The organism is Neorhizobium sp. PAMB6630 (assembly GCF_058242775.1).
Genome location: NZ_CM177836.1, coordinates 105,461 through 130,000, shown reverse-complemented (window position 1 = coordinate 130,000; position 24,540 = coordinate 105,461). Strand labels below are relative to the sequence as shown.

At 61.5% G+C, this 24,540-nt stretch carries 19 protein-coding genes; 13 read left to right on the top strand and 6 right to left on the bottom strand.

From position 1 onward, the window contains the following. Nucleotides 1-203: 203 nt before the first annotated feature. The 5 genes from AC4CWF_RS00575 (at nucleotide 204) to AC4CWF_RS00555 (ending at nucleotide 7,832) form a co-directional block, all read left to right on the top strand. The gene (locus AC4CWF_RS00575; protein WP_491283215.1) at nucleotides 204-1,148 is read left to right on the top strand and encodes a phosphoribosylaminoimidazolesuccinocarboxamide synthase; all 945 of its coding nucleotides are present in this window, start codon (nucleotides 204-206) and stop codon (nucleotides 1,146-1,148) included. Between the two features lie 29 nt (nucleotides 1,149-1,177). Beyond that, a complete protein-coding gene (locus tag AC4CWF_RS00570) occupies nucleotides 1,178-1,783 on the top strand; it encodes a TetR/AcrR family transcriptional regulator (RefSeq protein ID WP_491283214.1) in 606 nt (201 codons plus the stop codon). 139 nt (nucleotides 1,784-1,922) lie between these two features. Continuing rightward, a complete protein-coding gene (locus AC4CWF_RS00565; RefSeq protein ID WP_491283213.1) occupies nucleotides 1,923-3,137 on the top strand; it encodes an efflux RND transporter periplasmic adaptor subunit in 1,215 nt (404 codons plus the stop codon). Between the two features lie 41 nt (nucleotides 3,138-3,178). Further along, complete coding sequence (locus tag AC4CWF_RS00560; RefSeq protein ID WP_491283212.1) at nucleotides 3,179-6,280, top strand: efflux RND transporter permease subunit; 3,102 nt, start codon at nucleotides 3,179-3,181, stop codon at nucleotides 6,278-6,280. Nucleotides 6,281-6,398: 118 nt separating this feature from the next. Beyond that, nucleotides 6,399-7,832 carry an efflux transporter outer membrane subunit gene (locus tag AC4CWF_RS00555; protein WP_491283211.1) on the top strand — a complete coding sequence of 478 codons (1,434 nt, stop codon included), beginning with the start codon at nucleotides 6,399-6,401 and terminating at the stop codon, nucleotides 7,830-7,832. A gap of 129 nt (nucleotides 7,833-7,961) precedes the next feature. Here AC4CWF_RS00555 and efp read toward each other — a convergent pair whose 3' ends face one another. Further along, complete coding sequence (gene efp, locus AC4CWF_RS00550) at nucleotides 7,962-8,531, bottom strand: elongation factor P (RefSeq protein ID WP_491283210.1); 570 nt, start codon at nucleotides 8,529-8,531, stop codon at nucleotides 7,962-7,964. Between the two features lie 167 nt (nucleotides 8,532-8,698). Here efp and epmA point away from each other — a divergent pair, with 167 nt between their 5' ends. Together epmA and AC4CWF_RS00540 are read left to right on the top strand one after the other, a co-directional pair. Then, the gene (gene epmA / locus AC4CWF_RS00545) at nucleotides 8,699-9,778 is read left to right on the top strand and encodes an EF-P lysine aminoacylase EpmA (protein ID WP_491283209.1); all 1,080 of its coding nucleotides are present in this window, start codon (nucleotides 8,699-8,701) and stop codon (nucleotides 9,776-9,778) included. Next, nucleotides 9,775-10,827, top strand: coding sequence for a lysine-2,3-aminomutase-like protein (locus AC4CWF_RS00540; protein WP_491283208.1), 1,053 nt, complete (start codon nucleotides 9,775-9,777; stop codon nucleotides 10,825-10,827). Before epmA ends, AC4CWF_RS00540 begins: the two co-directional genes overlap by 4 nt. 20 nt (nucleotides 10,828-10,847) lie before the next feature. On the opposite strand, the gene AC4CWF_RS00535 is transcribed toward AC4CWF_RS00540, so the two are convergent. Further along, nucleotides 10,848-11,705 (bottom strand): D-alanyl-D-alanine carboxypeptidase family protein, encoded by an 858-nt coding sequence (locus AC4CWF_RS00535; RefSeq protein WP_491283206.1) that lies wholly within the window; start codon nucleotides 11,703-11,705, stop codon nucleotides 10,848-10,850. Between the two features lie 311 nt (nucleotides 11,706-12,016). Between AC4CWF_RS00535 and AC4CWF_RS00530 the strand changes: the two genes are divergently transcribed. Both AC4CWF_RS00530 and AC4CWF_RS00525 read left to right on the top strand, forming a co-directional pair. Beyond that, the gene (locus AC4CWF_RS00530; protein ID WP_491283205.1) at nucleotides 12,017-14,569 is read left to right on the top strand and encodes a hypothetical protein; all 2,553 of its coding nucleotides are present in this window, start codon (nucleotides 12,017-12,019) and stop codon (nucleotides 14,567-14,569) included. Nucleotides 14,570-14,928: 359 nt separating this feature from the next. After that, on the top strand, nucleotides 14,929-15,132 hold the full coding sequence (locus AC4CWF_RS00525; protein WP_491283204.1) for a hypothetical protein: 204 nt from the start codon (nucleotides 14,929-14,931) through the stop codon (nucleotides 15,130-15,132). 73 nt (nucleotides 15,133-15,205) lie between these two features. Here AC4CWF_RS00525 and AC4CWF_RS00520 read toward each other — a convergent pair whose 3' ends face one another. Beyond that, nucleotides 15,206-15,442 carry an Lrp/AsnC ligand binding domain-containing protein gene (locus AC4CWF_RS00520; protein WP_491283203.1) on the bottom strand — a complete coding sequence of 79 codons (237 nt, stop codon included), beginning with the start codon at nucleotides 15,440-15,442 and terminating at the stop codon, nucleotides 15,206-15,208. A 51-nt stretch (nucleotides 15,443-15,493) separates the two neighbouring features. Then, the gene (locus AC4CWF_RS00515; protein ID WP_491283202.1) at nucleotides 15,494-16,423 is read right to left on the bottom strand and encodes a LysR family transcriptional regulator; all 930 of its coding nucleotides are present in this window, start codon (nucleotides 16,421-16,423) and stop codon (nucleotides 15,494-15,496) included. 115 nt (nucleotides 16,424-16,538) lie between these two features. On the opposite strand from AC4CWF_RS00515, the gene AC4CWF_RS00510 reads away from it, so the two are divergent. From AC4CWF_RS00510 to AC4CWF_RS00500, 3 genes are all read left to right on the top strand, one after another. Then, entirely contained in the window at nucleotides 16,539-17,822 is a 1,284-nt protein-coding gene (locus AC4CWF_RS00510; protein WP_491283201.1) for an NAD(P)/FAD-dependent oxidoreductase, read from the top strand. A gap of 70 nt (nucleotides 17,823-17,892) precedes the next feature. Next, nucleotides 17,893-19,434, top strand: coding sequence for an L-piperidine-6-carboxylate dehydrogenase (amaB, locus tag AC4CWF_RS00505; protein WP_491283200.1), 1,542 nt, complete (start codon nucleotides 17,893-17,895; stop codon nucleotides 19,432-19,434). 108 nt (nucleotides 19,435-19,542) lie between these two features. Then, nucleotides 19,543-20,538: a P1 family peptidase gene (locus tag AC4CWF_RS00500; RefSeq protein WP_491283199.1), complete on the top strand. Its 996-nt coding sequence runs from the start codon at nucleotides 19,543-19,545 to the stop codon at nucleotides 20,536-20,538. Nucleotides 20,539-20,540: 2 nt separating this feature from the next. Here the strand turns inward: AC4CWF_RS00500 and AC4CWF_RS00495 are convergent, their stop codons facing one another. Continuing rightward, nucleotides 20,541-21,908 (bottom strand): APC family permease, encoded by a 1,368-nt coding sequence (locus AC4CWF_RS00495; RefSeq protein ID WP_491283198.1) that lies wholly within the window; start codon nucleotides 21,906-21,908, stop codon nucleotides 20,541-20,543. A 178-nt stretch (nucleotides 21,909-22,086) separates the two neighbouring features. Between AC4CWF_RS00495 and AC4CWF_RS00490 the strand changes: the two genes are divergently transcribed. Next, nucleotides 22,087-23,805 carry a catalase gene (locus tag AC4CWF_RS00490; RefSeq protein ID WP_491283197.1) on the top strand — a complete coding sequence of 573 codons (1,719 nt, stop codon included), beginning with the start codon at nucleotides 22,087-22,089 and terminating at the stop codon, nucleotides 23,803-23,805. Between the two features lie 170 nt (nucleotides 23,806-23,975). On the opposite strand, the gene AC4CWF_RS00485 is transcribed toward AC4CWF_RS00490, so the two are convergent. Then, nucleotides 23,976-24,491 carry a ferritin-like domain-containing protein gene (locus AC4CWF_RS00485; protein WP_491283195.1) on the bottom strand — a complete coding sequence of 172 codons (516 nt, stop codon included), beginning with the start codon at nucleotides 24,489-24,491 and terminating at the stop codon, nucleotides 23,976-23,978. Between the last annotated feature and the right edge of the window lie 49 nt (nucleotides 24,492-24,540).

Here is a 24,540-nt window from a genome sequence, read left to right as displayed (position 1 = left end):
GGCGAACAAGAGGGTCCTGCTCGCAGGTCAAAGGCGATCCTGGAGAAACCGACGGCACCTCATTATAGCCCCCACAGCCTGCCGCTTGTCCTGACAGGGGATGCCATGCGATAGAGGGGCCTTCCCGACAGACGCCCTCCAGCCTTCACGTCTGCCAACGCCCAGCCGCGCGCCCTGCGGCCTCCTATAGGAAAGATCAGTCCGTGCATGTTCTTGCCGAAGCCTTCATTGCAGAACTCCCGAATTATTACCGTGGCAAGGTCCGTGACAATTACGATCTGCCGGACGGGCGCCGCATCATCATCTCCAGCGACCGACTGAGCGCTTTTGACCGCAACCTCGCCGTTATCCCCGACAAGGGGCAGGTTCTGACGCAGACGGCACGCTACTGGTTTGAAAAGACCGCCGACATCTGCCCCAACCACGTGCTTTCCTATCCCGATCCCAATGTGGTCATCGGCAAGCGGCTCGATATCCTGCCGGTGGAGATTGTCGTGCGGGGTTATCTCGCCGGCACGACGGGCACATCCTTGCTGACACTCTATAAGAAGGGCCGGCGCGACATCTATGGTCTTTCCCTGCCCGATGGGCTGCGCGACAACCAGGTCCTGCCGCAGGCGGTGATCACGCCGACCAGCAAGGCCTTCGATGGTGGCCATGACGAGCCGCTATCGGAGAAAGAGATTATCGAGGCAGGCCTTCTGACAAAAGAACAGTGGCAGACGGTAAGCACTTATGCGCTTGCGCTGTTTGCCCGCGGCCAGGCATTGGCAGCCGAACACGGCCTTATCCTCGTCGATACCAAGTATGAATTTGGGGTCGACGAGGCCGGCACCATCATTCTCGCCGACGAGATCCATACGCCAGACAGCAGCCGTTACTGGATCGCCGATACCTATCAGGCGCGGTTCGAGGCAGGCGAACGTCCGGAGAGCTTTGACAAGGATTTCGTACGGGCATGGGTAGCCGAGCGCTGCGACCCCTATCAGGACGACATTCCGGCTATTCCGGACGAACTGGTGGAGGCGACGGCAGAGGTTTACCGCAAGGCTTTTCAGAGCATCACCGGGCAGACGATCACGCCGGTCAGCACAGATACCGATGTGCTCGCCCGTGTGCGCGCAAACCTTGCGCCCTATTTCAGTTGAGAGGAGACCGTTTGCAGCGGCAGGAGGACATGGTGCGCAGACCCAGGAGACGGGCAGAAGACACAAGAGCGGAAATCCTCGACACCGCCGAGACGCTGTTTCGGACGCGTGGTGTCTCCGGCTGCTCGATTGCCCATATCGCCCAGGCACTCTCCATGTCGCCCGCCAATGTCTTCAAGCATTTTCATTCCAAGGTGGCGCTCGCGGATGCGATCTGCGGGCGCCATATCAGCATCATGTCCGAGCGGGTGGAAGCGTTCCATCTGGAAGGGCCGGCGCCGGACAGGCTGAAGGCGCTGGCCTTCGGCCTGATGGACCTGCATATCGAAGCAATTGCCGAGAACCATTTCATGCTCGAGATGATCTTTCATTTGTCGGAAGCCGAAATCGAAAGCGGCAAACGGTATGAACAGATGATCGAGACGCTGTTCTCCGACCTGATCCGATACGGTGTCGAGACGGGCATCTATTATAGCAAGGACCCCGGGCGCAGCGGGCGCGTGGCCGCCTCTGCCTTTGCCAGCGTCCTGCATCCGGTTTTCCTGACACGCCGCCCGCGCGCGGAAATCGCTGCGAAATGCGAGGAACTTGTAAGCCTCGTGAATGCGGCACTGCAAAATCCCCTTGCTAAGTGACGGTATCTAAATTACGTCACTTGATGAATGTCGCGAATACCCGACCCGCTCAAGCTTATTTTGGCTTGCCGGAACGGGAGGTGCGCGCCACACTTCGTTGCAACGCACCGTTCCACATGCCCCCAATCTGGATGTCATCATGACCGCACGCCGTATTATCGTTCCGCTTCTGTTGTCCATCGCGCTCGCCGGGTGCAGTGACCAGGGGAAATCCGGACAAGGAGCAGGCGGCGGGGCCGGCGCAGCAGGCCAGCAGCGGCCGCCATCAAAGGTCAGCGTCGTGACGATGACTGAAGGCGAACAGCCGGTGACACGGGTTCTGCCCGGACGCGCCGTCGCTTACCAGACCGCGGAGATCCGTCCGCGCGTCAACGGCATGATCGAAAAGATCACCTTCAAGGAGGGCAGTGCGGTCAAGCAAGGCGATCTCCTCTACAAGATCGATGACGACACCTATGTCGCGCTGCTTGAAGAGGCGAAGGCGACCCTTGCCAAGGCCGAGGCAAGTGTGCCGAGCGCACAGGCCAACCTCAACCGCTATGAGCGGCTGGTCAACAGCGGCGCAACGCAGATCGAGTACGAAAACGCCCGCGTGACGCTTCTCCAGGCTCAGGCCGACGTGGCCCAGGCAAAAGCTGCGCTGCAATCGGCGCAGATCAATGTCGGTTATACGGAAATCAAGGCGCCCTTCGATGGCGTGACGACGATCTCCACCGTCAGCATCGGAAACATCGTCACCGCCAACCAGACGACGGCGCTGACGACGCTGCGCCGACTCGACCCGATCTATGTCGACCTCAACGATTCCAGCGCCAATCTGCTGGAACTGCGCTCGGCCATCGCAGCCGGTCGCCTGAAGGGCAATCCCACCCAGGCCGACATCAAGCTGACGCTGGAAGATGGGACGAATTACGACAAGACCGGCAAGCTGGACATGGCAGAACTGGCCGTCAGCGAAACCACCGGGACCTACCAGATCCGCGCCGTCTTCGACAATCCGGACAATCTGATCCTGCCCGGCACATACATGCGTGCGACGGTCACGGTCGGATATGAAGACGGCTACCTCATCCCACAGCGCGCCGCAACGCGCAGTGCCACCGGCCTGCTTTCGGCAAAGTTCGTAACGGCAGAAAACAAGGTGGAAACGCGAACCTTCGAGCAGAGCCAGGTATCCGGCAACAACTGGCTGGTGACCGAGAACATCAAAGAGGGCGACAAGCTGATCGTCGATGGCTTCCAGTCGATTGCCGAAGGCGCGACCGTTGCGCCTGTCGATGCCAAGGTCGATGAAAAGGGCTTCGTCGTTGAAGCCGCCGCGGCCCCTGCCGCCACCCCCGCAGTGAAACCATGACCGGTTGTCTGCACGGAAATTCAGGCGTTAAGGGATAACCAATGGCCAAGTTCTTCATCCGACGCCCGGTCTTTGCATGGGTGATTGCAATCGTCATCATGCTTGGCGGCGGGCTCGCGATCTCCACGCTGTCCATCGCGCAGTATCCGGAAATTGCGCCGACAACCGTGCGCATCTCGGCCACCTATACCGGCGCCAGCGCCGAAACGGTGGAAAAGTCGGTGACCACCATCATCGAGGACGGCATGACCGGTCTCGACGACCTCACCTATATGACATCCTCGTCGAGCACCGGTTCGGCGACGGTAACGCTGACTTTCGGCAACACGATCGATCCTGACATCGCCCAGGTGCAGGTGCAGAACAAGCTGCAGCTGGTGCAATCGCAGCTGCCGGACGTGGTGCAGACCAACGGCCTGTCCGTCGAGCGCACCACCTCCAGCATTCTGCTCGTCGGAGCGCTTGTCTCCACCGATGGAAAGCGCCGGCCCGTCGAACTTGGCGACATCTTCTCCACGCAGATCGAAGACCAGATCAAGCGCCTGGAAGGCGTTGGCAGCGTGCAGGTGTTCGGCACCGGTTATGCCATGCGTGTCTGGCTCGATCCGTTCAAGCTCAACAAGTTTCAGCTGACCCCGACCGATGTGACCTCTGCCATTCGTGCCCAGAATACCCAGGTGTCCGTGGGCTCGATCGGCGCCCAGCCGGTGGTCGAAGGTCAGCAGCTGAATGTCACGGTCACGGCCCAGAGCCAGTTGCAGACCGTGGCAGACTTCCAGGCCATCATCCTGAAGACCGAAACGGGCGGGGCAACCGTGCGCCTGTCGGATGTCGCCCGCATCGAAATCGGCCAGGAAAGCTATTCCACCGGCACCCGGTCGAACCGGAACCCGGCCACCGGCTTTGCCGTCAATCTGGCGACAGGCGCCAATGCGCTCGACACCGCATCCCGCGTCAAAACCGCGCTGGAATCCGTTGGACCGTCGCTGCCGGAAAACGTCATCATCACCTATCCCTACGACACCTCGCCCTTTGTGCAGCTGTCGATCGAAAAAGTGGTGCACACGCTGATCGAGGCGATCATCCTCGTCTTCGTCGTGCTTCTGGTCTTCCTGCAGAACCTCCGGGCAACATTCATCCCGATGATTGCCGTGCCCGTGGTTCTTCTCGGCACGTTTGGGATCCTGGCGCTGACCGGATACTCGATCAATACGCTCACCATGTTCGCCATGGTGCTGGCCATCGGCCTTCTCGTCGATGATGCCATCGTCGTCGTGGAAAACGTCGAGCGCATCATGACCGAGGAGGGGCTCTCGCCGCTGGAGGCGACGGAAAAATCCATGGGCGAGATTACCGGCGCGATTGTCGGCATCGCGCTTGTGCTGACCGCCGTCTTTATTCCGATGGCTTTCTTCGGCGGATCAACCGGCATCATCTACCGCCAGTTCTCCGTCACCATCGTGTCGGCCATGCTTTTGTCGGCGCTGGTTGCCATCGTGCTGACGCCGGCGCTCTGCGCCACCATGCTGAAGCCGGCCCATCACGGCCCAAGACGCGGGCTTGCCGGCTGGTTCAACCGCAATTTCGACCGCACGACGGGCGGATATGTCGCCACCATCGGCTATTTCCTGAAGCGGCCGTTGCGCGTGATGCTGATGTTTGCCGTCATCATCGGCGGTTGCGCCTGGTTCTTCCTGCGGCTTCCCACGTCCTTCCTGCCACAGGAAGACCAGGGCGTTCTGTTCACCATCGTGCAATTGCCGAACGGCGCAACCACGGCGCGCACCGAAGAAGTCGTCAAGAAGATCGAGGACTATTATCTCGACAAGGAACCGGATGCGATCCAGGACGTGTTTGCGGTCAACGGCTTTTCGTTCACCGGCTCCGGGCAGAACTATGCCATGGTGTTTGCAAAACTGAAGGATTTCGACCAACGCACCGATCCGAAGCTTGCCGCATCCGCGGTTGTCGGGCGCGCCATGGGTTATTTCTTCACCCTTCGCGATGCCCGGGTCTTCCCGCTGCAACCGCCGGCTATCCCAGGCCTTGGCAATTCCAGCGGCTTTTCGATGTATCTCGTCGATAGCGGTAAAACCGGGGTCGATGCATTGACCTCGGCCTCTCAGACACTTCTTCAGGCAGGCAACAGCAATCCGTCCGTCACGGCGCTCAGATCCAACAGCCCGCCGGCGGAAAACCAGCTGAAATTCCTGCTCGACCAGGAGAAGATGGGGGCCATGGGCCTCGACATCGCCACGGTCAACTCCATGCTGTCGACGATCTTTGCCGGCAGCGACGTCAATGATTTCACGCTGAACAACGAGTTGAAGAAGGTCTATGTGCAGGGTGATGCGCCCTATCGCATGCAGTCGGATGCCATCAACAGCTGGTATGCCCGCAACGAGAGCGGCGAAATGGTGCCCTTCTCGTCCTTCATCAAGCCACAATGGGTCAGTGGAGCGCCTACCCTCAGCCGCTTCAACGGCGTCAGCGCCATTTCCATGGAAGGGTCCGCCGGCCCCGGCGTCAGTTCCGGCACGGCGATGGACGCCATGGAGAACCTGACGGCCAATCTCGGCGGTGGCTACACCGTCGCCTGGCAGGGCATATCCTATCAGGAACGTCTGTCCGGCTCGCAGGCGCCGATGCTTTACGCACTGTCGCTGCTCGTCGTCTTCCTTTGCCTGGCAGCCCTTTATGAAAGCTGGTCGATCCCCTTCTCGGTCATCATGGCGGTGCCGATCGGCGTTCTCGGTGCCGTGGCGGCAGCGACCCTGTTTGGCCAGTCGAACGACGTCTATTTCAAGGTGGGCCTGCTCACCACAATCGGCCTTGCGGCAAAGAACGCGATCCTGATCGTGGAGTTTGCCAAGGACCGACAGATGGCCGGCATCGGCCTGATGGAGGCAACGCTGGAGGCGGCAAAACTTCGCCTGCGTCCCATCATCATGACGTCGCTTGCCTTCATCCTCGGCGTGGTTCCGCTGGCCATTGCAACCGGCGCAGGCTCGGCGGCGCAAAACTCCATCGGCATCGGCGTGCTCGGGGGTATGCTTTCTGCAACACTCCTTGGAATTTTCTTCGTACCCTCATTTTTCGTGGTGGTCAGGAAGCTTTCACGCGGTAAAAAAACGGCGAATTAACCTTTTATGCCGCGGGGCATTAATCATTCCGAATCGCGGGTACCGTCTCCGGCCGTAAGGCCGGGGGCATCAAAATAAGAGTTCGATGAAAGCAATCATCGCCAAACAGGGTGTACTCATGACTTCCATTCGCGCAGCAGCTCCCCTCGTCATGCTTCTGCTTTCAAGCTGCGTGCTCGGGCCAGACCACAAGGCGCCGGAAATTACCCTTCCGGTGAAATTCGCCGAAGGTGGCGTGGCAAGCAACGGTGACCTTTCCCAGCAAGCCTGGTGGACAGCGTTCCGCGACCGCCGCCTTGATGGCTTCATGAAGCAGGGTCTTGATCAGAACCTGTCCATTCTTCAGGCGCTTGAACGCATCAATCAGGCTGAGGCCAATGTGGTGGTTGCCGGCGCATCCGCCCTGCCAAGCCTGACGCTTTCCTCGCAGGCCGAGCGTAGCGGCGCCCAGGGGTTCCGCAACACGGCGAACACGTCGCCCACCTCGTCAGCCTCCGGAACACTCGATGTGTCCTGGCTGCTTGATCTCTTCGGTCGCTACAAGCGCAACAAGGAAAGTGCGCTTGCCTCGCTCGACGTCGCCTATGCCAATGTCGATACTGCGCGCCTGTCGCTGCTGTCGTCGGTCGCCTCGGCCTATATCGATGTGCGCTATTACCAGGAGCGTATCGCAATCGCCCAGCGGAACCTCAAGTCCCGCCGCGAGACGCTGGATCTGACCAAGCTTCAGCTGGAAGCCGGTGCTGCTTCGCGTCTGGACGTCGTGCAGGCCGAAGGTCTGGTCAACTCGACGCTTGCCGATATTCCGGGCTTTGAAACCAGCTTCCGCCAGGCTTCGCACCGCGTTGCAACGCTTCTGGCGCTTCCCGCTTCATCCTTGGTCGCAGACCTGCAGAAGGGTGGCGGACAGCCGGTCGCACGCGTCAATCCGAAGTCCGGCATCCCGGCTGACCTGATCCGCAACCGCCCGGACATTCGCGCAGCAGAGCGCACACTTGCCGCTTCCGTTGCCTCCATCGGCGTTGCCGAAGCCCAGCTTTACCCGAGCATCAGCCTCGGCGGCTCGATCACCCCTGGCTATACGCGCATTTCCGGCGCAGAAGCCGGTCGCCTGAGCTGGTCCTTCGGCCCGACGCTGAACCTGCCGATCTTTGATGGTGGCCAGTTGCGCGCCAACCTGAGTTCGGCCGAATCGCAGGCCCGCGAATCCTATCTCTCCTGGAAGAGCACGGTGCTCAGCGCCGTTGAGGAAGTGGAAAACGCACTGGCCGCCATTACCCGCGACGGCCGCACCGTGGCCGCTCTGCGTGATACCGTGCGCTCCTACGAAGAAGCATTGTCGCTTTCCACCGCAAGCTACCGCGATGGTGCCTCCTCGCTGCTCGACGTTCTCGACGCGCAGCGCCAGGTTTCCACTGCACAGGCCAGTCTTGCCGCTGCCATCCAGCAGCAGGCGCAGGATTACGTGACGCTGAGCGTTGCCATTGGTGGCGGTTATGCCTGGGGCAAGGGCCCGACTGTCGTTGCCGCAGCCAACGCACCGCAGCGCTGAAACGCATCCGCTTCAACAAAACAAAAACCCCGCAGCTTCATCGAAGCTGCGGGGTTTTTCATGGCCGGTGCATTCTGAAGAGATACGAACCGGACGCAGCCTTTCGGCCACGACCGCCCTCCCAAAAAATCAGTTCTTGGCGCGCTCGACGTAGGAATTGTCTTCCGTTGCGACAACGATACGAACGCCGGCGTCGACATGCGGCGGCACCATGACGCGCACGCCGTTCGACAGGATCGCCGGCTTGTAGGACGACGATGCCGTCTGGCCCTTGACGACCGGCTCGGTCTCGACGATTTCCAGCGTCACGTGGCGCGGCAGCTGCAGGGCAAGCGCAATGCCTTCATGCATGGACAGGATGCAGGTCATGCCTTCCTGCAGGAAAACCTTCTGGTCACCCATGGTTTCGACATCCACGACCACCTGGTCGTAATTCTCGGGGTTCATGAAGTGGAAACCTTCGCCGTCCTGATAGAGGAACTGGTGGTTGACGTCTTCCACGAAGGCGCGCTCCACCTGTTCGGTCGTGCGCCAGCGCTCCGACACCTTCACGCCATCGACGATGCGGCGCATGTTGACCTGCGTCACGGGCGTGCCCTTGCCGGGGTGGAAGTTTTCGGCGGTGAGCACGACGTAGAGCTTGCCATCGACATCGAGGACGTTGCCCTTGCGGACGGAAGAGGCGATTACCTTGACCATTGGATTTCCTTGTGACTGCCTTGGCTTGTCAGTTCGCAGAATGCGTCGTAGAGGTCCAGCCTTCCGCCAGCCTCTGACACGCTTGATCTGTTTTCCCGGGCGCAACTACCTTAAATTGGCGGAAATAGAAAGCCTTCGCACGTCAAGGCCCGGAATAAAGCCCGTCCATGGAGCCAGATTTGCCCCACACCTCTCCTCCTTCGCGCCCTGCCTGGTGGCGACCGGACATCCATGCCGATCGCCGTCCGCTGCTGATCGGCCGCAATCGCATCCAGGCACGGTTCCGGCGGTTCTTCGAAGAGGCTGATTTCGTCGAGGTCGATACGGCAACGCTTCAGGTTTCCCCCGGCAACGAGGCGCATCTGCATGCCTTTTCAACGGATGCCCTGACGACGGATGGTGAGGCGACCCGGATGCACCTGCACACATCGCCGGAATTTGCCTGCAAGAAGCTACTTGCCGCCGGCGAGCGTCGCATCGCCTGCTTTGCCCATGTCTATCGCAACCGCGAGCGCGGGCCGCTGCACCACCCGGAATTCACCATGCTGGAATGGTACCGCACCGGTGAGACCTATGAACGCCTGATGGAAGACAGCGCACAGCTCATCGCCCTTGCCGCCGAAACCGCCGGCACGCGGTCATTTCAGTTTCGCGGGCGGAAAATGGATCCGTTTGCCGAACCGGAGCGCCTGAGCGTCGCCGACGCGTTCGAGCGTTTTGCCGGAATCGATCTTCTCGCCTCGGTTTCGGAAAACGGCGAGACGGACCGGGAGCATCTGCGCGCCGGGCTTCTGAAAGCCGGCATCCGCACCGCCGAAGATGACACCTGGACGGACCTGTTCAGCCGCGTTCTTCTTGAAAAGATCGAGCCGAACCTGGGGGATGGCCGCGCCACCATTCTCGACCGTTATCCGATCTGCGAGGCAGCCCTTGCGCGGCCTGCCGCCGACGATGCCCGCGTTGCCGAACGCTTCGAGCTTTATGCCTGCGGCGTGGAGCTTGCCAATGCGTTTGGCGAGCTGACGGATGCTGGCGAACAAAGACTGCGCTTCGAAGCGGAAATGGCGGAAAAACAACGTGTCTATGGCGAGACCTATCCGCTCGACGAGGATTTTCTCGAAGCCCTTGCCATCATGCCAGAGGCAAGCGGCATTGCGCTCGGCTTCGACCGGCTGGTCATGCTGGCAACAGGGGCCACGCATATCGAGCAGGTGATGTGGGCGCCCGTGGCGGATACCGGCCCATGACAAGCCGTCGCGCGCTGAAAACACCTGAAGATCTTGCCGGCGCGGGCCTCCTCGACGCTCCAAGGGTTGAGGCAGCACGTCAGGTCACTGAGCGTTATGCCGTGGCCGTCACACCTGCCATGGCGCGCCTGATCGATCCGGCCGACCCGGCAGATCCCATTGGCCTCCAGTTCCTGCCCGACCTTCGCGAACTCGATATCATGCCGGAAGAGCGCGAGGACCCGATCGGCGATGGCGCGCATTCGCCGGTCAAGGGTGTCGTGCATCGTTATCCCGACCGCGTGCTCCTGAAGGCGGTGCATGTCTGTCCGGTCTATTGCCGTTTCTGCTTTCGCCGTGAAATGGTCGGCCCCTCCGGCGATGGCACACTGTCTGCGCCGGAACTTGGCCAGGCCTTCGACTATATTCGCGCGCACCCGGAAATCTGGGAGGTGATCCTGACCGGTGGTGATCCGCTGGTTCTGTCACCGCGCCGGCTGTCAGAAATCCTTGGCGGTCTCAAAGACATCCCGCATGTCAAAATCATCCGGTTTCATAGCCGTGTGCCGGTGGTCGATCCGGAAGCGATCAATGACGCGCTGATCGGCGCGCTGAAAGACAGCGGCAAGGTCACCTATGTGGCGCTTCACGCCAACCATCCCCGCGAGATGACGGAAAGCGCCCGCGCCGCCTGCGCCCGGCTGGTCGAGGCCGGCATTGCCATGGTCAGCCAGACGGTGCTGCTGAAGGGCATCAACGACGACCCGAAAGTGCTGGCGGATCTGATGCGGGCCTTTGTCGAGGCCCGCGTCAAACCGTATTACCTGCATCACCCGGACCTTGCCCCCGGCACCAGCCATTTTCGCCTCGACATTGCCGAAGGCCAGCGCATCGTGGCGGCCCTTCGCGGCCATGTCTCCGGCCTTTGCCAGCCGACCTATGTGCTGGATATTCCAGGCGGCTATGGCAAGGCGGATATCGGCCGCAGCGCCATTCGCCCGCTCGGCGAGGGCTGTTATTCGGTCAGCGATTTTCGCGGCGAGGAGCATCTTTACCCGCCCAAGGTCTGACGCCACAGGCGCCGCTTTCGTCAATAAAGCCCGATGGCGGCACCGACCGTTGCGCCGGCGCCCGGTGTCGTCGGGGCGGGATTGGCAAGATATTGCTGGAAAAGCTGCACCATCTGCTGGTCGCGCGCGTCGGCGGTTGCACCCCCCATCACCACGCCGATAAAGCGCTGGCGGCCCTTCTGCACGGAGGTCACGACATTATAGCCGGAAGCGCTGGTATAACCTGTCTTGATGCCATCGACGCCCGGATAGAGGTCGAGCATGAAGTTGTGCCCCTTCAGCGGTTTGCCCCGAAACTGGGCTGTGCGCGTACTGAACAGCGAAAATTCACGCGGGAAATGATGCATCAGCGCCATGCCGAGAACCGCCATGTCACGCGCCGTCGTAAACTGCCCGTCCGCCGTCAGCCCCGTGGCATTGCGGAACGTGGTGTTGGTCATGCGAAGCGCCCGTGCCTTCTGCGTCATCATCTGCGCAAACGCATCCTCGCTGCCACCGAGCCGCTCGGCCATGGCGATGGCCGCGTCATTGGCAGACAGCACGATCATGCCGGTGACGGCGTCGCGTACGCTGACCGTTCCGCCCGGCGGAACATTCAGCTTGTAGGGCACGGTGGAGGCTGCGTGGCGTGACATCGGGATCTGCTCGTCCCAGCCAAGCTTGCCGCGGGAAATCGCCTCGAATGTGAGGTACAGCGTCATCATCTTGGTGAGCGAGGCCGGCCGGTTCAACGCCTGCGCATTGTCAGAGGCAATGACGGCCCCGGTTGCGGCATCCACCAGAATGCGCGCCTGGCCCGCCCATGCCTGAGCACCGGAAGACACCAGAACAACGAGGACCAGGGCCGCCCGTTTCATCAGGCCACGGTTCTGACGCATGGTATTTTTTCCCCTCTGTCCATCTTTTAAACGCGGCCACGCTCGACAAATGCATCGCGGCTCCTGCGCTCCCACATAGGGCGATATACGGCCTGCGTCCCGCGACAAAACTCCTGCAACCGATCAAATTCGGGGGAGCTTTGCCTCAAGGCAGGAACGCCCGCCATCGCGTGCCGCCTTGTCATGGTCGCTCAAATGCCACAAAAGGCGATCGGCACCGATGCTAAATGCCCAATTTTATTGCGAAACCTATGGACGGCCCCCGCAAGCGCGCTAATCTTCCCCCATCAACCGTCCGTGGGGAGACGCAAATGGCCACCGTCCAGCCAGATCAGGCGCAAGACGTCATCGAGCCGGGAGTGTTTCCCGATCCAGACGACGTGCTGGCCCGCTCCTATGGCCTCTCCGGCGACCTCACGCCAATTGCCGGCAATTCTCATGCGTTTACCTTTGCCGATGACCGTCTGTCCTACCGGCTGGATTTCACCGACGACGACAGCGAGCAGGCGCGTTTTCAACAGCAGGCGGAGATGCTCGACAGGCTTTTCGAGCACGAAGACCTGGTCCAGGGTCCGCTGCCCATCCGCGACATCTATGACGCCTTCGTTGTGCCGCTCAAAACAGAAGAGGGCGAAACACCCCTCTGGGCACGGCTTCTGCGTCTGCCGGATGGCCAAGCCCTTCCGACCAGCCGGGCGCCGTCCCCCGCAGAGGCCCGCGCACTCGGCCAGTTTGCCGCGCGGCTTATCCTGGCGCTCGAAACCGACAAATCCGGCGAAGATGGCGAACAGCCGCCTTCTCTCACCTCGGCCCGTGATCTTCGACAGGCCGGCCCGACTGTGGTCAAGCTTTTGCGCGCGGTGGGGGATTCGTCTGTGCGCGATCCGGTGGCAAAAACCATGGTGGCGGCGCTGCGCCAGATCCAGCCGATCGGCCCGCAGCTTCGGGTCCGCACCGTGCATCACCAGCCGGTGCGCGCCGAGGTTCTGGGGGATAACCTGGATGGCGGATGGCGCCCGACCTCCTTCACCAGTGCCGATGCACTGGGCGAAGGCTGGATCGCCGCATCGCTTGCCGCACTCTGTGCAGATCTGATCGTCTCCGGCGACACCAATATTCTGGACTTCCTGCCCGCCGTGGCTGGCTTCCATCAGGAACTGCCGCTTGTCGAGGAGGAACTGAAGGCGCTGTGGCCATTGACCTTGATTCGCATCGGCCTGTTGCGGGCAAAGGCGGAACACGAGGCCGTGTTTGCCGAAAGTGACGAGACGCTCAGCGCCCGCCAGCAAGCGCGCGACCTGTTTGGCCGTGCAACCGCCGTACATCCCGCCTTCATGGACGCCGCCATTCTGGATGCGGTGGAATGGCCACGCGAGGCCGCGCCGGAACTGGGCCTGCTCCTGCCGGAGATCGATGCCGATGCGATCCGTGTCGTTGATCTCTCCGTGACAAGCCCGCTGTTTGCCGAGGGCAATTGGCAGGACCCGGATATCGACTGGCGGCTTCTGGCGCGCATTGCCTGGGACAGCCGCATGGGGGCAACCCGGTTTGGCGAATACAGGTTTTCGCGCGCCGAAGCAGCCAGTGGCCAGGAGGCCGAAAACTTTGCGCTGCACGTGGATCTCTGCGTGCCGGCAGGCATCGTTGCCGTAGCGCCGATGGGTGGCATCGTGCATCTCGTTGAGAACCGGCTGGTGCTGGTGGCCAAGGAGGCAAGCCTTTATCTTGAGGGGCTGGACAGCGTGCTTGTCGATGGCACGGCGCTGTTTGCCGGAGACAGGCTCGGCGTGGTCGCCGGCAGCGACGGTGCTGTCGGGGGGCTTCGCATCCGCATCTGCCGCGCCGCCGACCTCCTGCCGCCTTTGTTTGCCCCCGCCCGCTACGCGCGGCTGTGGAACCGGCTCGTGCTATCTCCCTCGCTCCTGTTCGGGCGTGATCTCGATGCGCCCTCCGCCAGCCGGCAACCGCTGGCACGCGGCTGGCAGGATGCCGTTTTTGACGGCCAGGGCCGTTCCTTCGTCGATCTTTCCGGCGCCGCCGGACTTTTGGGCCACGGCAATGCCGACATGGCGGAGGCGGCCTATCGCCAATGGATGACGCTTGCCGGCCTTCAGGATACACAAGCCGAGGCGGATTTCCGCGCGGCCCTGCGCAGCCTGCTGCCCGATGGTTTTGAAATTCTGACCCTGACCGACGAAGCCTCGGCCATCGCCATGGCCGAGACGCTTGCCGCGCAATTTTCCGATGACGTCAAAATGCTTGTTATCGCGGATGAACGTCGCCACGGCCTTGGCCGGCTGGGAACGTCCCTCTGGCGCTTCGAGCGCGAGGAAACACTGCCTGATATCATCGTGACCGGCTCGCCGGTGCCGGGAGAAGCGCTTGCTGCGGTCATAGTGAAGGCCGCATATGCCGCCATTGAAACCCCGCCGGCAGCCGTTTTGCCGGGTGCCGTCGCCTGCCGGGTGGGTTGCGCCGTACTGGACACCCTCGGCGATGGCGCAATCCGTGAACGGACGGGCACCACGGCAGTTTATCTCGGCGAGCAGCTGCAAAAGATCGGAAGCTGGATGCCGGACCTGTTGACTGTCGAGGTCGAGGGCTTGGCGGTTGACCTGCTGCTACCCGACGGATCGCTCTCCTCCTTCGATCTCGCGCGGCAACTGGCTGCCCACGGCATTCTTGTGCCACGCCCGCAGAGTGGCGATCGGCTAGAACTTGCAGCACCGCTTTGTCTCGCGCGCAAAAGTGCCGACCGGCTGACGGAAGCGCTTGTGGCGGTGATGCTGAAGCTTCGCCCTGAGGCCGGGTCTTTCGACGCAGTAGACGAGAAGGCCGCCGCCCCAGAGGCGGAGCCTGCGTGAGCCATCCGTGAAACACGGCAGATCGGCGAACAGGATTTCTCAAATCCGCCTTACTCCTGTCATCAAACGGAAAAAAATTCTAGGTAGACAGGAATTCGATTGAAGTTGCCGATCGACTCACATATGGTCCGCCATCAAGGACAAGCTGAAATTTTGCTCGTCCGGAAGAGCGCAACACCAACAGGGAGAGTGACATGTCGAAATCCGTCCGTAGTGCTGCCCTTCGTTGGCGTGCGCATGATGTGAAACGCGCGGGAATTTTCTCCACCCCGTGCTGTCGAATGTGACGCTTCACCTTCCAAGGATCTGAAAAGTCAATTCGTCGTGCTGTCTTGAACAGCCACACCAGGAGTATGACCATGCAAAAGCAGGTTATCGAATACGGCGGCGAGCCTGTCGGCATCGTCGTGCCCGATCAGGACCGCCTGAAGTTCATCGCCGTGAAGTTTCACGTCATTGATCTGGACGAACAACGGTTTGCGTCCGCAGACGAGGTTCGTCTTGCGATCCGCAACCATGTCCGTGCCCAGAGCGAAGCGATCGCGACTGCTGCGGTCGCCTGAGACTGACCCGATGGGACCAAAATCGAGCCGCCCAGACTCTGGCCCGGGCGGCTTTTTCATGGGTGCTGCGGGCTTAGAAGGCGGTAAAGGTCAGCGTCGTCAGGGAACGTTCGATGCCGGGAATGGTGGCGATCTTCTCATTCACGAAGCGGCCGATTTCCTCGCCTTCCGGCAGATAGATTTTCAACAGCAGATCCCAGTCACCGCTGGTGGAATAAAGCTCGGACACAAGCTCGGTCTTGTAGATGGCATCCGCCACTTCGTAAGTGGTTCCCGGCGCACAGCGCAACTGAACGAAAATCGGCTTCATGGCAGGTTTTTCTCCTCGGATCGGCTTTGACGATCTGGTGATGGTTGCCGACTATTGGCCGATGCGGCCGGAGCGCGCAAGCCGGTCCTTGCCGATCTCGCTGAGAAGCCAGTCGCGAAACGCCACCAGCGGCGGATAGTTTGCCCGGTCCGGCGGGTAGGCCAGGTGATAATCTCCCGTGCGCATATCCGTGTCGGGCACTGCCTCGACCAGCTGGCCAAGCTGCAGTTCGCGCGCAATGAGCACGCGCGGCAGAAGCGCCACGCCAAGGCCTGCGGTTGCAGCCTCCGCCATGGTGATGAACTGGTCAAACAGCATGCCGTGCAGGGCATCGAACGCGACGCCCTGCTGGCGAAACCACATCTCCCAGGCATCGGGGCGCGAGTTCAGATGCAGGAGCGGTCCTTTCAGCAGATCGTCTGCCCCTCTAAGGCCGTACCGGGCGAAAAAATCCGGGCTGCAGGCGGCAACCACCTCTTCGCCCATCAGCGTCACAAGCGTTGCTCCCGGCCAGCGCGGCGGACCGAAATGAATGGCGGCATCCAGCGTGTCGAAGCGAAAATCGAACGGTTCGAGCCGGGTGATGAGGTTCACCACCATGCCCGGATAGGCATCGAGAAAGTGCGGCATGCGCGGCGTCAGCCAGCGCGTGCCGAAGAACGGCAGGATCGCCAGGTTGAGCGTGCCGCCGGACGGATTGGCCCTGAGGTTGAGCGAGGCGCCGGAAATGCGCCGCAAGGCCTCGCGCACCTCGCGGGCATAGGTGTCGCCGGCAATCGTCAGGCGGATCGTCTGGCGTTCACGCAGGAACAGCGCCACGTCGAGTTGCTTTTCGAGCGCCGAAATCTGCCGGCTGACAGCGCTCTGGGTGAGGCCGAGTTCCTGGGCTGCCGCCGTGACGCTACCGGTGCGGGCAGCGGCCTCGAACGCGGCCAGCAGTGAGAAGGATGGCAGGAAGCGCCGGGGCGGCAGCATGGTCATTCCTCCAGAGAATGAACTGTTGAGAAGAATTCGATATTCACTGGCAGAAGCCGGCTGTAAAGATACGATCTGCGGCTTTCCGGAACCCTCCGGCCGCCTCATCCGGACATCCCCCATGCTCAACGATCCCCGCTCCCACGGCCTCTGGGAAAAGACCGCCCCCGCCCCGCCGGAAACCCGCGTCCTCAAAGGGACGGCCAATGCTGACGTGGTCATCATCGGCGGCGGCTATACCGGTCTTTCGGCAGCCCTTCATCTGGCTGAAGCCGGGCGCTCTGTGGTGCTTCTGGAGGCAAAGGAAATCGGTTTCGGCGGTGCCGGGCGCAATGTCGGGTTGATCAATGCCGGCATGTGGGTGATGCCAGACGATCTTCCAGGCGTGCTCGGCGCCACGCATGGCGAGCGCCTGCTCGATCTGCTCGGCAACGGGCCACAGGCGGTGATGGCGCTGATCGACCGCCATGGCATCGACTGCGAACTGACCCGCACCGGCACGCTGCATTGCGCTGTCGGCGAGGAAGGCTTGAAGGAAATCAAAGACCGCGCCCGCCAGTGGCAGGTGCGCGGCGCCCCAGTCAGCGTGCTTAATGCAGCAGAAACCGAACGGCGGATCGGCACCCGCGCCTATCACGGCGCGCTTCTCGACATGCGCGCCGGCACGCTGCAGCCGCTGGCCTATGCGCGCGGGCTTGCCCATGCCGCCGTCAAGGCGGGTGCCGCCCTTTATACGCAAAGCCCGGTCATCGGCTGGCGCCAGGCGCAAGGGCGCCACACGGTGGAAACGCCTGAGGGGTCCGTCATCGCCGACTGGGTGATCGTCGCCACGGATGCCTATACGACCGGCCCGTTCCAGGCTGTGCGCACCGAACAGGTCCGCCTTCCCTACTTCAATTTTGCCACCCTGCCGCTGTCCGACAATCTGCGCCGCTCCATCCTGCCGGAGCGCGAAGGGTGCTGGGATACGAAGGAAATCCTGTCCTCGTTCCGCATGGATGCCAGCGGACGGCTGGTGTTCGGCTCGGTCGGCGCGCTTCGCGGCACCGGCGCTGCCGTTCACCGCAACTGGGCCAAACGCGCCCTTGTCCGGCTGTTTCCGCAACTGGGCGACGTGGCGTTTGAGGCGGAATGGTATGGCCAGATCGGCATGACCGACAATGCGCTGCCCCGCTTCCACAAATTCGCAGATCGCGTCATCGGTTTTTCCGGTTATAACGGGCGTGGAATTTCACCCGGCACCGTGTTTGGCCAGGTCCTTTCGCGCCATGTGCTGGGAGAGATGGGTGAAGAAGATCTTCCCCTGCCTCTCAGCGCGCCGAAGGACCCGGCCTTTCGCACGCTGAAGGAAGCCTATTATGAAGCGGGCGCGCAGATTGCCCATTTTACCGGTGACCGGTTCTAGAGCCTGATGGTTCGACCAGCGCCGGACAGATATCAAAGATGACCCATACAGAAAGACGAGAAGGACAAAGATGACCCTCGCCACGCTCAACCTTACCGCCGAAACCGCTGCCATCCTTGCAAAGCTTGGCGTTGACGCTTCTGCCTATACCGGCGGCACGCTTGCTGTTCGCTCGCCAATCACAGGCACGGAAATCGGCCGCCTGCCGGAAATTTCCGCGCCCGATACGACAAAGGCCATCGATGCCGCGCACCAGGCCTTTCTGGAATGGCGCCAGGTGCCGGCACCGAAGCGCGGCGAACTGATCCGCCTGCTCGGCGAGGAACTGCGTGCGGCGAAGGCCGATCTCGGCCGCCTCGTTTCCATCGAAGTGGGCAAGATCACCTCCGAAGGTCTCGGCGAAGTGCAGGAAATGATCGACATCTGCGATTTCGCCGTCGGCCTGTCGCGCCAGCTTTATGGCCTCACGATCGCCACCGAACGCGCCGAACACCGCATGATGGAAACCTGGCATCCGCTCGGCGTCACCGGCATTATTTCCGCCTTCAACTTCCCCGTTGCCGTCTGGGCATGGAATGCGGCGCTGGCGATTGTGTGCGGCAATTCCACCGTCTGGAAGCCATCGGAAAAGACGCCGCTGACAGCACTGGCCACGCAGGCAATCTTTGAAAAGGCGCTCGCTCGTTTTATCGCCGAAGGCGGCAAGGCTCCGGCCAACCTGTCGACGCTGTTGATCGGCGGGCGCGAGATCGGCGAAGTGCTGGTCGACCATCCGAAGGTACCGCTCGTCTCGGCCACCGGCTCCACCGCCATGGGGCGTGCCGTCGGCCCGCGCCTTTCCAAGCGTTTTGCCCGCGCCATTCTGGAACTCGGTGGCAACAATGCTGCAATCGTCACCCCGACGGCCGATCTCGACCTGACCCTGCGCGGCGTTGCCTTTTCCGCCATGGGCACCGCCGGCCAGCGCTGCACCTCGCTTCGCCGTCTTTTCGTGCATGAAAGCGTCTACGACAACCTCGTGCCGCGCCTGCAAAAGGCCTATCAGTCGGTCACCATCGGCAATCCGATGGCGGACGGCAATCTTGTGGGACCGCTGATCGACAAGGCAGCGTTTGACAAGATGCAGACGGCTCTTGCGGCCGCAAAGGCCGAAGGCGGCAGCGTGACCGGTGGCGAGCGTGTGTCTGCCGATGAAGCCGCTGACGCCTATTACGTGCGCCCGGCCATCGTCGAAATGCCCTCGCAATGCGGCCCGGTGATCGAGGAAACCTTTGCGCCGATCCTCTACGTGGTCAAATATTCCGATTTCGACGCGGTGCTGGCGCTCCATAATGATGTGCCGCAGGGCCTGTCCTCCTCAATCTTCACCAATGACATGCGCGAGGCCGAAACCTTCATTTCCGCCCGTGGCTCCGATTGCGGCATTGCCAATGTCAACATCGGCCCATCCGGTGCGGAAATCGGCGGAGCCTTCGGCGGCGAGAAGGAAACCGGTGGCGGTCGCGAATCGGGCTCCGACTCCTGGAAGGCCTATATGCGCCGGGCAACCAACACCTTTAACTACGGCCGCACGCTGCCGCTGGCGCAGGGCGTGAAGTTCGACATCGCCTGAGTGCAAGATCGAGGGGGCAGCGGCGATGCCGTTGCCCCCTCCACGACAGGGGCCGCGCAACGCGCTAGTCTTCCGGCCGAATCGCCGATGACTTGGAAGGACCCCGCCATGACCTCCCCCCTCAATCTCCTCACCGACATCGACGGCGTGAGCGTCGGACACGCCACGGATCTCGCGCTCGGCTCAGGCGTCACTGCGGTGGTTTTTGATGAACCGGCCATCGCCTCCGGCATCGTTCTGGGTGGTGCGCCGGGCGGGCGCGATACCGCGCTGCTCGATCCATCGCTGACGGTCGAAAAGGTGGATGCGCTGGTGCTGTCCGGCGGATCGGCCTTCGGGCTTGACGCGGCCGGCGGCGTGCAGGCGGGGCTTCGCCAGATCGGCCGGGGCCTGCAGGTGGGCACAACCCGTGTGCCGATCGTTCCGCAGGCGATCCTCATGGATCTGCTGAACGGCGGCGACAAGGACTGGGGTCTGCATTCGCCCTATCGCGACATGGGTTATGATGCCTTCAAGGCGGCGGCCAAGGGGTCCTTTGCGCTTGGAAGCGTCGGCGCCGGCACCGGGGCGACCACGGCAACCTTCAAGGGCGGGCTCGGATCCGTCAGTGCCGTAACCGCGAACGGCCACCGAATTGCGGCCCTTGTCGCCGTCAACGCGCTGGGCTCGGCGACGGTTGGCGATGGTCGTCATTTCTGGGCAGCACCATTCGAAGAGGACGGTGAATTCGGCGGGCTTGGGCTTCCGGAGACATTCACAGCCAGCGATATATCCATGCGCCTAAAAGGTGTGAACCTCACGGCCACCACCATCGGCATCGTTGTGACCGATGCAATCCTCACCAAGGCGCAGGCGCATCGCCTGTCGATCATGGCGCATGACGGGCTGGCGCGTGCCATCCTGCCCGCGCATCTGCCGGCCGATGGCGATACGGTGTTTGCCGCGTCAACCGGCAAACACGCGCTTCACGATCCGCACGACTTCATGGCGCTTTGCCATCTGGCAACGCTCACCTTTGCCCGCGCGGTCGCACGCGGCGTGTTCGAGGCAAGTGCGCTTCCGGTCGAAAAGACCCAGAAAGCCTGGCGCGACCGGGCGGATTGACCTCAGACCGCCGGCTGGGCCTGCCGCTTCATCACGGTGACGGTGACGAACCACAGCACGACGCCCAGCGCAATCAGGATGCCGGCGATGGTATATTGCACCGGATCTCGCCCGGTCCACGGACCGGCCAGAAAGGCGCAACTGACGGCACCCAGCACCGGCACGATTGTCGGCGTGCGAAAATGCTTGTGCTCCACCTTGTCCTTGCGCAGCACCAGAACCGCGACATTGACGATGGTGAAGACGCAGAGCAGCAGCAGCGCCGTGGTGCCGCCGAGTGCCGGCACGCCACCGGCAAAGGTGATGAGCAGCGCGGCAATCAGCGTGGTGAAGAGGATGGCGACGAAGGGCGTTCGGCGCGCAGAATGCACCTTGCCGAGCACGGGCGGCAGCACGTTTTCCCGCGACATGCCGTAGATGAGCCGGCTTGCCATCATCATATTGATGAGCGCCGAATTGGCCACTGCAAACATGGTGATGAGGCCAAAAATGCCAACCGGAAAGCCGGGCGCCCCCGCCTGCACCACCTTCAGCAGCGGCGTTTCGCCCTCGCCCAGTTCAGCGGCCGGAACCAGCGTGATCGCGGAGATGGAAACCAGCACATAGATGATGCCGGTCAGCACCAGGCCGCCCAGCAGCACTTTTGGAAAGATCCGGCTCGGCTCCTTGCATTCTTCCGCCATGTTGACGCTGTCCTCAAAGCCAACCATGGCGAAGAAGGCGAGCGTGGTTGCCGCGACCACGGACCAGATGGCGCCGCGATCGCCCGCCGGCTGGAATGTCCAGGCGCGTGAGACATCGCCCTCTCCACCGGCAATCGCCCAGAAGCCAATGCCGATGATGAGCAGCAGGCCGGAGAGTTCGATGACGGTCAGCACCACATTGACCTTGACGCTTTCACCGACGCCGCGAAAGTTGACGATGCCGACCAGCGCCATGAAGGCGAGCGCGACGCCGGTGACACCGAAGGCGCCCGCATCAAAGCCGGTGGAGGCGGCGAAATTGGCCGCAAAAGCCCGCGAGGCTGTGGCCGCCGAGGTGACGCCGGAGGACATAACGGCAAATGCCACGAGAAACGTCACGAAATGGATGCCGAAGGCCTTGTGCGTATAAAGTGCGGCACCGGCAGCGCGCGGATATTTCGTCACCAGTTCCAGATAACTGAAGGCTGTCAGCAGCGCCACGATAAAGGCGACGAGGAACGGCAGCCAGACGACACCACCCACTTCCGCCGCCACCTGGCCCGTGAGCGCATAGATGCCTGTGCCCAAGATATCGCCAACGATGAACAGGAGGAGAAGCCCCGGCCCCATCACGCGCTTCAGCTCCGGCTGGCTGCCGAGATGCTCCGCCATCTTATTTTCCTGCATGATCCTCTCCCTCCAATGTTTGGCTTAAACGTCAACCATGACGCCCGGTTCCCCTTTTCCGGACCGGATCGCAAACATGCGGGAACAAGTCTCCCATCCCGCAGTTCGGGACCGAATGCTGCCGCTTTCCAGATTGGCGGCCGCGTACCTATGTCTCACAAAAACAGGAGGGATGACCATGGACGACAGGAAATCCGGCACGATGCCATCAGGCACGGATGACAAGGTTCTGACCAACCGGCAAGGCCATCCGATCACCAACAACCAGTCGCAGCGCACGGTGGGCGCGCGCGGGCCGGCAACGCTTGAAAACTACCAGTTCCTTGAAAAGATCAGCCATTTCGACCGTGAGCGCATTCCGGAACGCGTCGTGCATGCACGCGGTTTCGTCTGTTACGGCGAGCTGGAAGTGACCGGCAAGATCGGTGACGAGCCCGCATCGAAATATACGCGCGCCAAGCTATTCCAGACGGCGGGCAAAAAGACGCCGCTCGCCATTCGTTTCTCCACCGTCATCGGCGGCCGCGATTCCTCTGAAACGGCGCGCGATCCCCGCGGTTTTGCCGTCAAATTCTACACGGAGGACGGCAACTGGGATCTGGTCGGCAACAACCTTGCCGTCTTCTTCATCCGCGATGCGATCAAGTTTCCCGACGTCATCCATTCGCTGAAGCCGGATCCGGTCACCTTCCGGCAGGAACCGAACCGCATTTTCGACTTCATGAGCCAGACGCCGGAAAGCATGCATATGCTGACGCATCTGTTTTCCCCGCGCGGCATTCCCGCAAGTTATCGCCACATGGAAGGTTTTGGCGTCAACACCTACAAGATGGTGAATGACAAGGGCGAGACCGTGCTGGTGAAATACCATTTTCATCCACGCGCCGGCCTTGCTTGCCTCACGGCAGAGGAAGCCGCCAAGGTGCAGGGCCAGGATTTTGGCTCGGCCTCGAAGGATCTCTTCACGTCGATCGAGCGCGGCGATTATCCGCAGTGGGACATGTTCGTGCAGATCATGGAAGATCACGACCATCCCGAACTCGACTGGGATCCGCTCGACGATACAAAAATCTGGCCGGAGCACCAGTTTCCGCTGCGCCATGTCGGCACGATGACGCTCAACCGCAATGTCGAGGATTTCTTCAACGAGAACGAACAGATCGCCATGGGCACCGGCGTTCTCGTGGATGGGCTGGATTTTTCCGACGACAAGATGCTTGTCGGGCGCACCTTCTCCTATTCGGATACGCAGCGTTACCGCGTCGGCAGCAATTATCTGCAGCTGCCGGTCAACCAGCCGAAGAACGCCAAGGTTTCCACCAACCTCTCTGGCGGGCAGATGAGTTTTCAACGCGATCTGGCGCCCGGCCAGAACCCTCACGTCAACTATGAGCCGTCGATCCATGATGGGCTTCAGGAAAGCCCGCGCGAGGAGCCGAACCATCCGCCCGAAGTTCACGGCCGGCTGACCCGCGAAGTGCTGGAGCGGCGCAACGATTATGTGCAGGCCCGCGGCCGCTTCTGCACCATGATGGACTGGGAACGCGACGACCTGGTCTTCAACATGGGCGATCTCCTGTCGCAATGTCAGCGGGATGTGCAGGAGCGCATGGTCTGGCATTTCTTCATGGTGCATGACGAATATGGCCGGCGTGTCGCCGAAAAGCTTGGAATTACGGTCGGTGATATCACCCATCTCGGCCCGCTTCCGAAGCAGGTGCTGACGGACGAGGAGACAAGGCGCCTGCAAAATCTCGGTCGCAATGGCGACAAGATCGATCCGAGTGTCTGGGGCCAGTGGACGAGTTCGGTAAAGAACCACAAGGCGACAGCCGAAGAGGTTGTGATGGGTAAGCTTCCCAAGGCCGGCATGATGCAAAGCGAAGCGGCCGAATAACCGCTCGTCACGCGTTGCCGCCCACTGAAAGATCAGTGGGCGGAGACATCGGCGCTTCAGATCGCACCTATGACAGCAGGTCGAAAAACAGATGAGGCCCGGTGCTGCAAACAGGAAAAAGCCCGCGACAATTTTTTCGCGGGCTTTGGTGACAGCTGGAATAATGTCGATCAGACTTTTGCGGAAGCGCCGGCTTCCTTAAGAGAGGCAAACTTCATCGTCAGGCTGCGCAGGTTGTGGTCGATCCAGTTTGCCATGGCGACTTCTTCATCGAGATTGGCCTTAAGGCCTGCCGTGGCGGCTGGAAAATTGCCCAGTTCCGCGACTGTCAGCAGCGATTTATAGGCGGCGATCTCGTAATTTTCGAAAGCGAAATTGGCAAACGAGTTCTTTACGATCTCATCGCCGGCCATGCTGTGGCTGATGGCGGCCATCGCACCGCCCATGGACAGCGCCATGTCTTTCAGCGCGGAATTGCTTTCCGATAGCCCCGAAAGAATTTCCTCCAGCCGCTGGATCTGGCCCTCTGTTTCACGAATATGGGCTTCCAGCCGATCGGCCACTTCTGGGTAATTCTCGATCCGCGATACTTGCGGCTTCATGATGGAAAGAGCCTGGTTTTCCATGGCGTGGGCGTTCTTCAGCCCGGTTACGAAAATCGTACGTGTCTCATTGGCATCTGCCATGTCTGAGCCTCCTTGGGTTGCTGGAAAACTAACCGGCAACGCAAAGGAT

What these genes read in the sequence shown, in the direction of transcription:
- AC4CWF_RS00570 (WP_491283214.1), top strand. Translation starts at nt 1,178, where the DNA reads ATGGTGCGCAGACCCAGGAGACGGGCAGAAGACACAAGAGCGGAAATC.
- AC4CWF_RS00565 (WP_491283213.1), top strand. Translation starts at nt 1,923, where the DNA reads ATGACCGCACGCCGTATTATCGTTCCGCTTCTGTTGTCCATCGCGCTC.
- AC4CWF_RS00560 (WP_491283212.1), top strand. Translation starts at nt 3,179, where the DNA reads ATGGCCAAGTTCTTCATCCGACGCCCGGTCTTTGCATGGGTGATTGCA.
- AC4CWF_RS00555 (WP_491283211.1), top strand. Translation starts at nt 6,399, where the DNA reads ATGACTTCCATTCGCGCAGCAGCTCCCCTCGTCATGCTTCTGCTTTCA.
- efp (WP_491283210.1), bottom strand. Translation starts at nt 8,531, where the DNA reads ATGGTCAAGGTAATCGCCTCTTCCGTCCGCAAGGGCAACGTCCTCGAT.
- epmA (WP_491283209.1), top strand. Translation starts at nt 8,699, where the DNA reads ATGGAGCCAGATTTGCCCCACACCTCTCCTCCTTCGCGCCCTGCCTGG.
- AC4CWF_RS00540 (WP_491283208.1), top strand. Translation starts at nt 9,775, where the DNA reads ATGACAAGCCGTCGCGCGCTGAAAACACCTGAAGATCTTGCCGGCGCG.
- AC4CWF_RS00535 (WP_491283206.1), bottom strand. Translation starts at nt 11,705, where the DNA reads ATGCGTCAGAACCGTGGCCTGATGAAACGGGCGGCCCTGGTCCTCGTT.
- AC4CWF_RS00530 (WP_491283205.1), top strand. Translation starts at nt 12,017, where the DNA reads ATGGCCACCGTCCAGCCAGATCAGGCGCAAGACGTCATCGAGCCGGGA.
- AC4CWF_RS00525 (WP_491283204.1), top strand. Translation starts at nt 14,929, where the DNA reads ATGCAAAAGCAGGTTATCGAATACGGCGGCGAGCCTGTCGGCATCGTC.
- AC4CWF_RS00520 (WP_491283203.1), bottom strand. Translation starts at nt 15,442, where the DNA reads ATGAAGCCGATTTTCGTTCAGTTGCGCTGTGCGCCGGGAACCACTTAC.
- AC4CWF_RS00515 (WP_491283202.1), bottom strand. Translation starts at nt 16,423, where the DNA reads ATGACCATGCTGCCGCCCCGGCGCTTCCTGCCATCCTTCTCACTGCTG.
- AC4CWF_RS00510 (WP_491283201.1), top strand. Translation starts at nt 16,539, where the DNA reads ATGCTCAACGATCCCCGCTCCCACGGCCTCTGGGAAAAGACCGCCCCC.
- amaB (WP_491283200.1), top strand. Translation starts at nt 17,893, where the DNA reads ATGACCCTCGCCACGCTCAACCTTACCGCCGAAACCGCTGCCATCCTT.
- AC4CWF_RS00500 (WP_491283199.1), top strand. Translation starts at nt 19,543, where the DNA reads ATGACCTCCCCCCTCAATCTCCTCACCGACATCGACGGCGTGAGCGTC.
- AC4CWF_RS00495 (WP_491283198.1), bottom strand. Translation starts at nt 21,908, where the DNA reads ATGCAGGAAAATAAGATGGCGGAGCATCTCGGCAGCCAGCCGGAGCTG.
- AC4CWF_RS00490 (WP_491283197.1), top strand. Translation starts at nt 22,087, where the DNA reads ATGGACGACAGGAAATCCGGCACGATGCCATCAGGCACGGATGACAAG.
- AC4CWF_RS00485 (WP_491283195.1), bottom strand. Translation starts at nt 24,491, where the DNA reads ATGGCAGATGCCAATGAGACACGTACGATTTTCGTAACCGGGCTGAAG.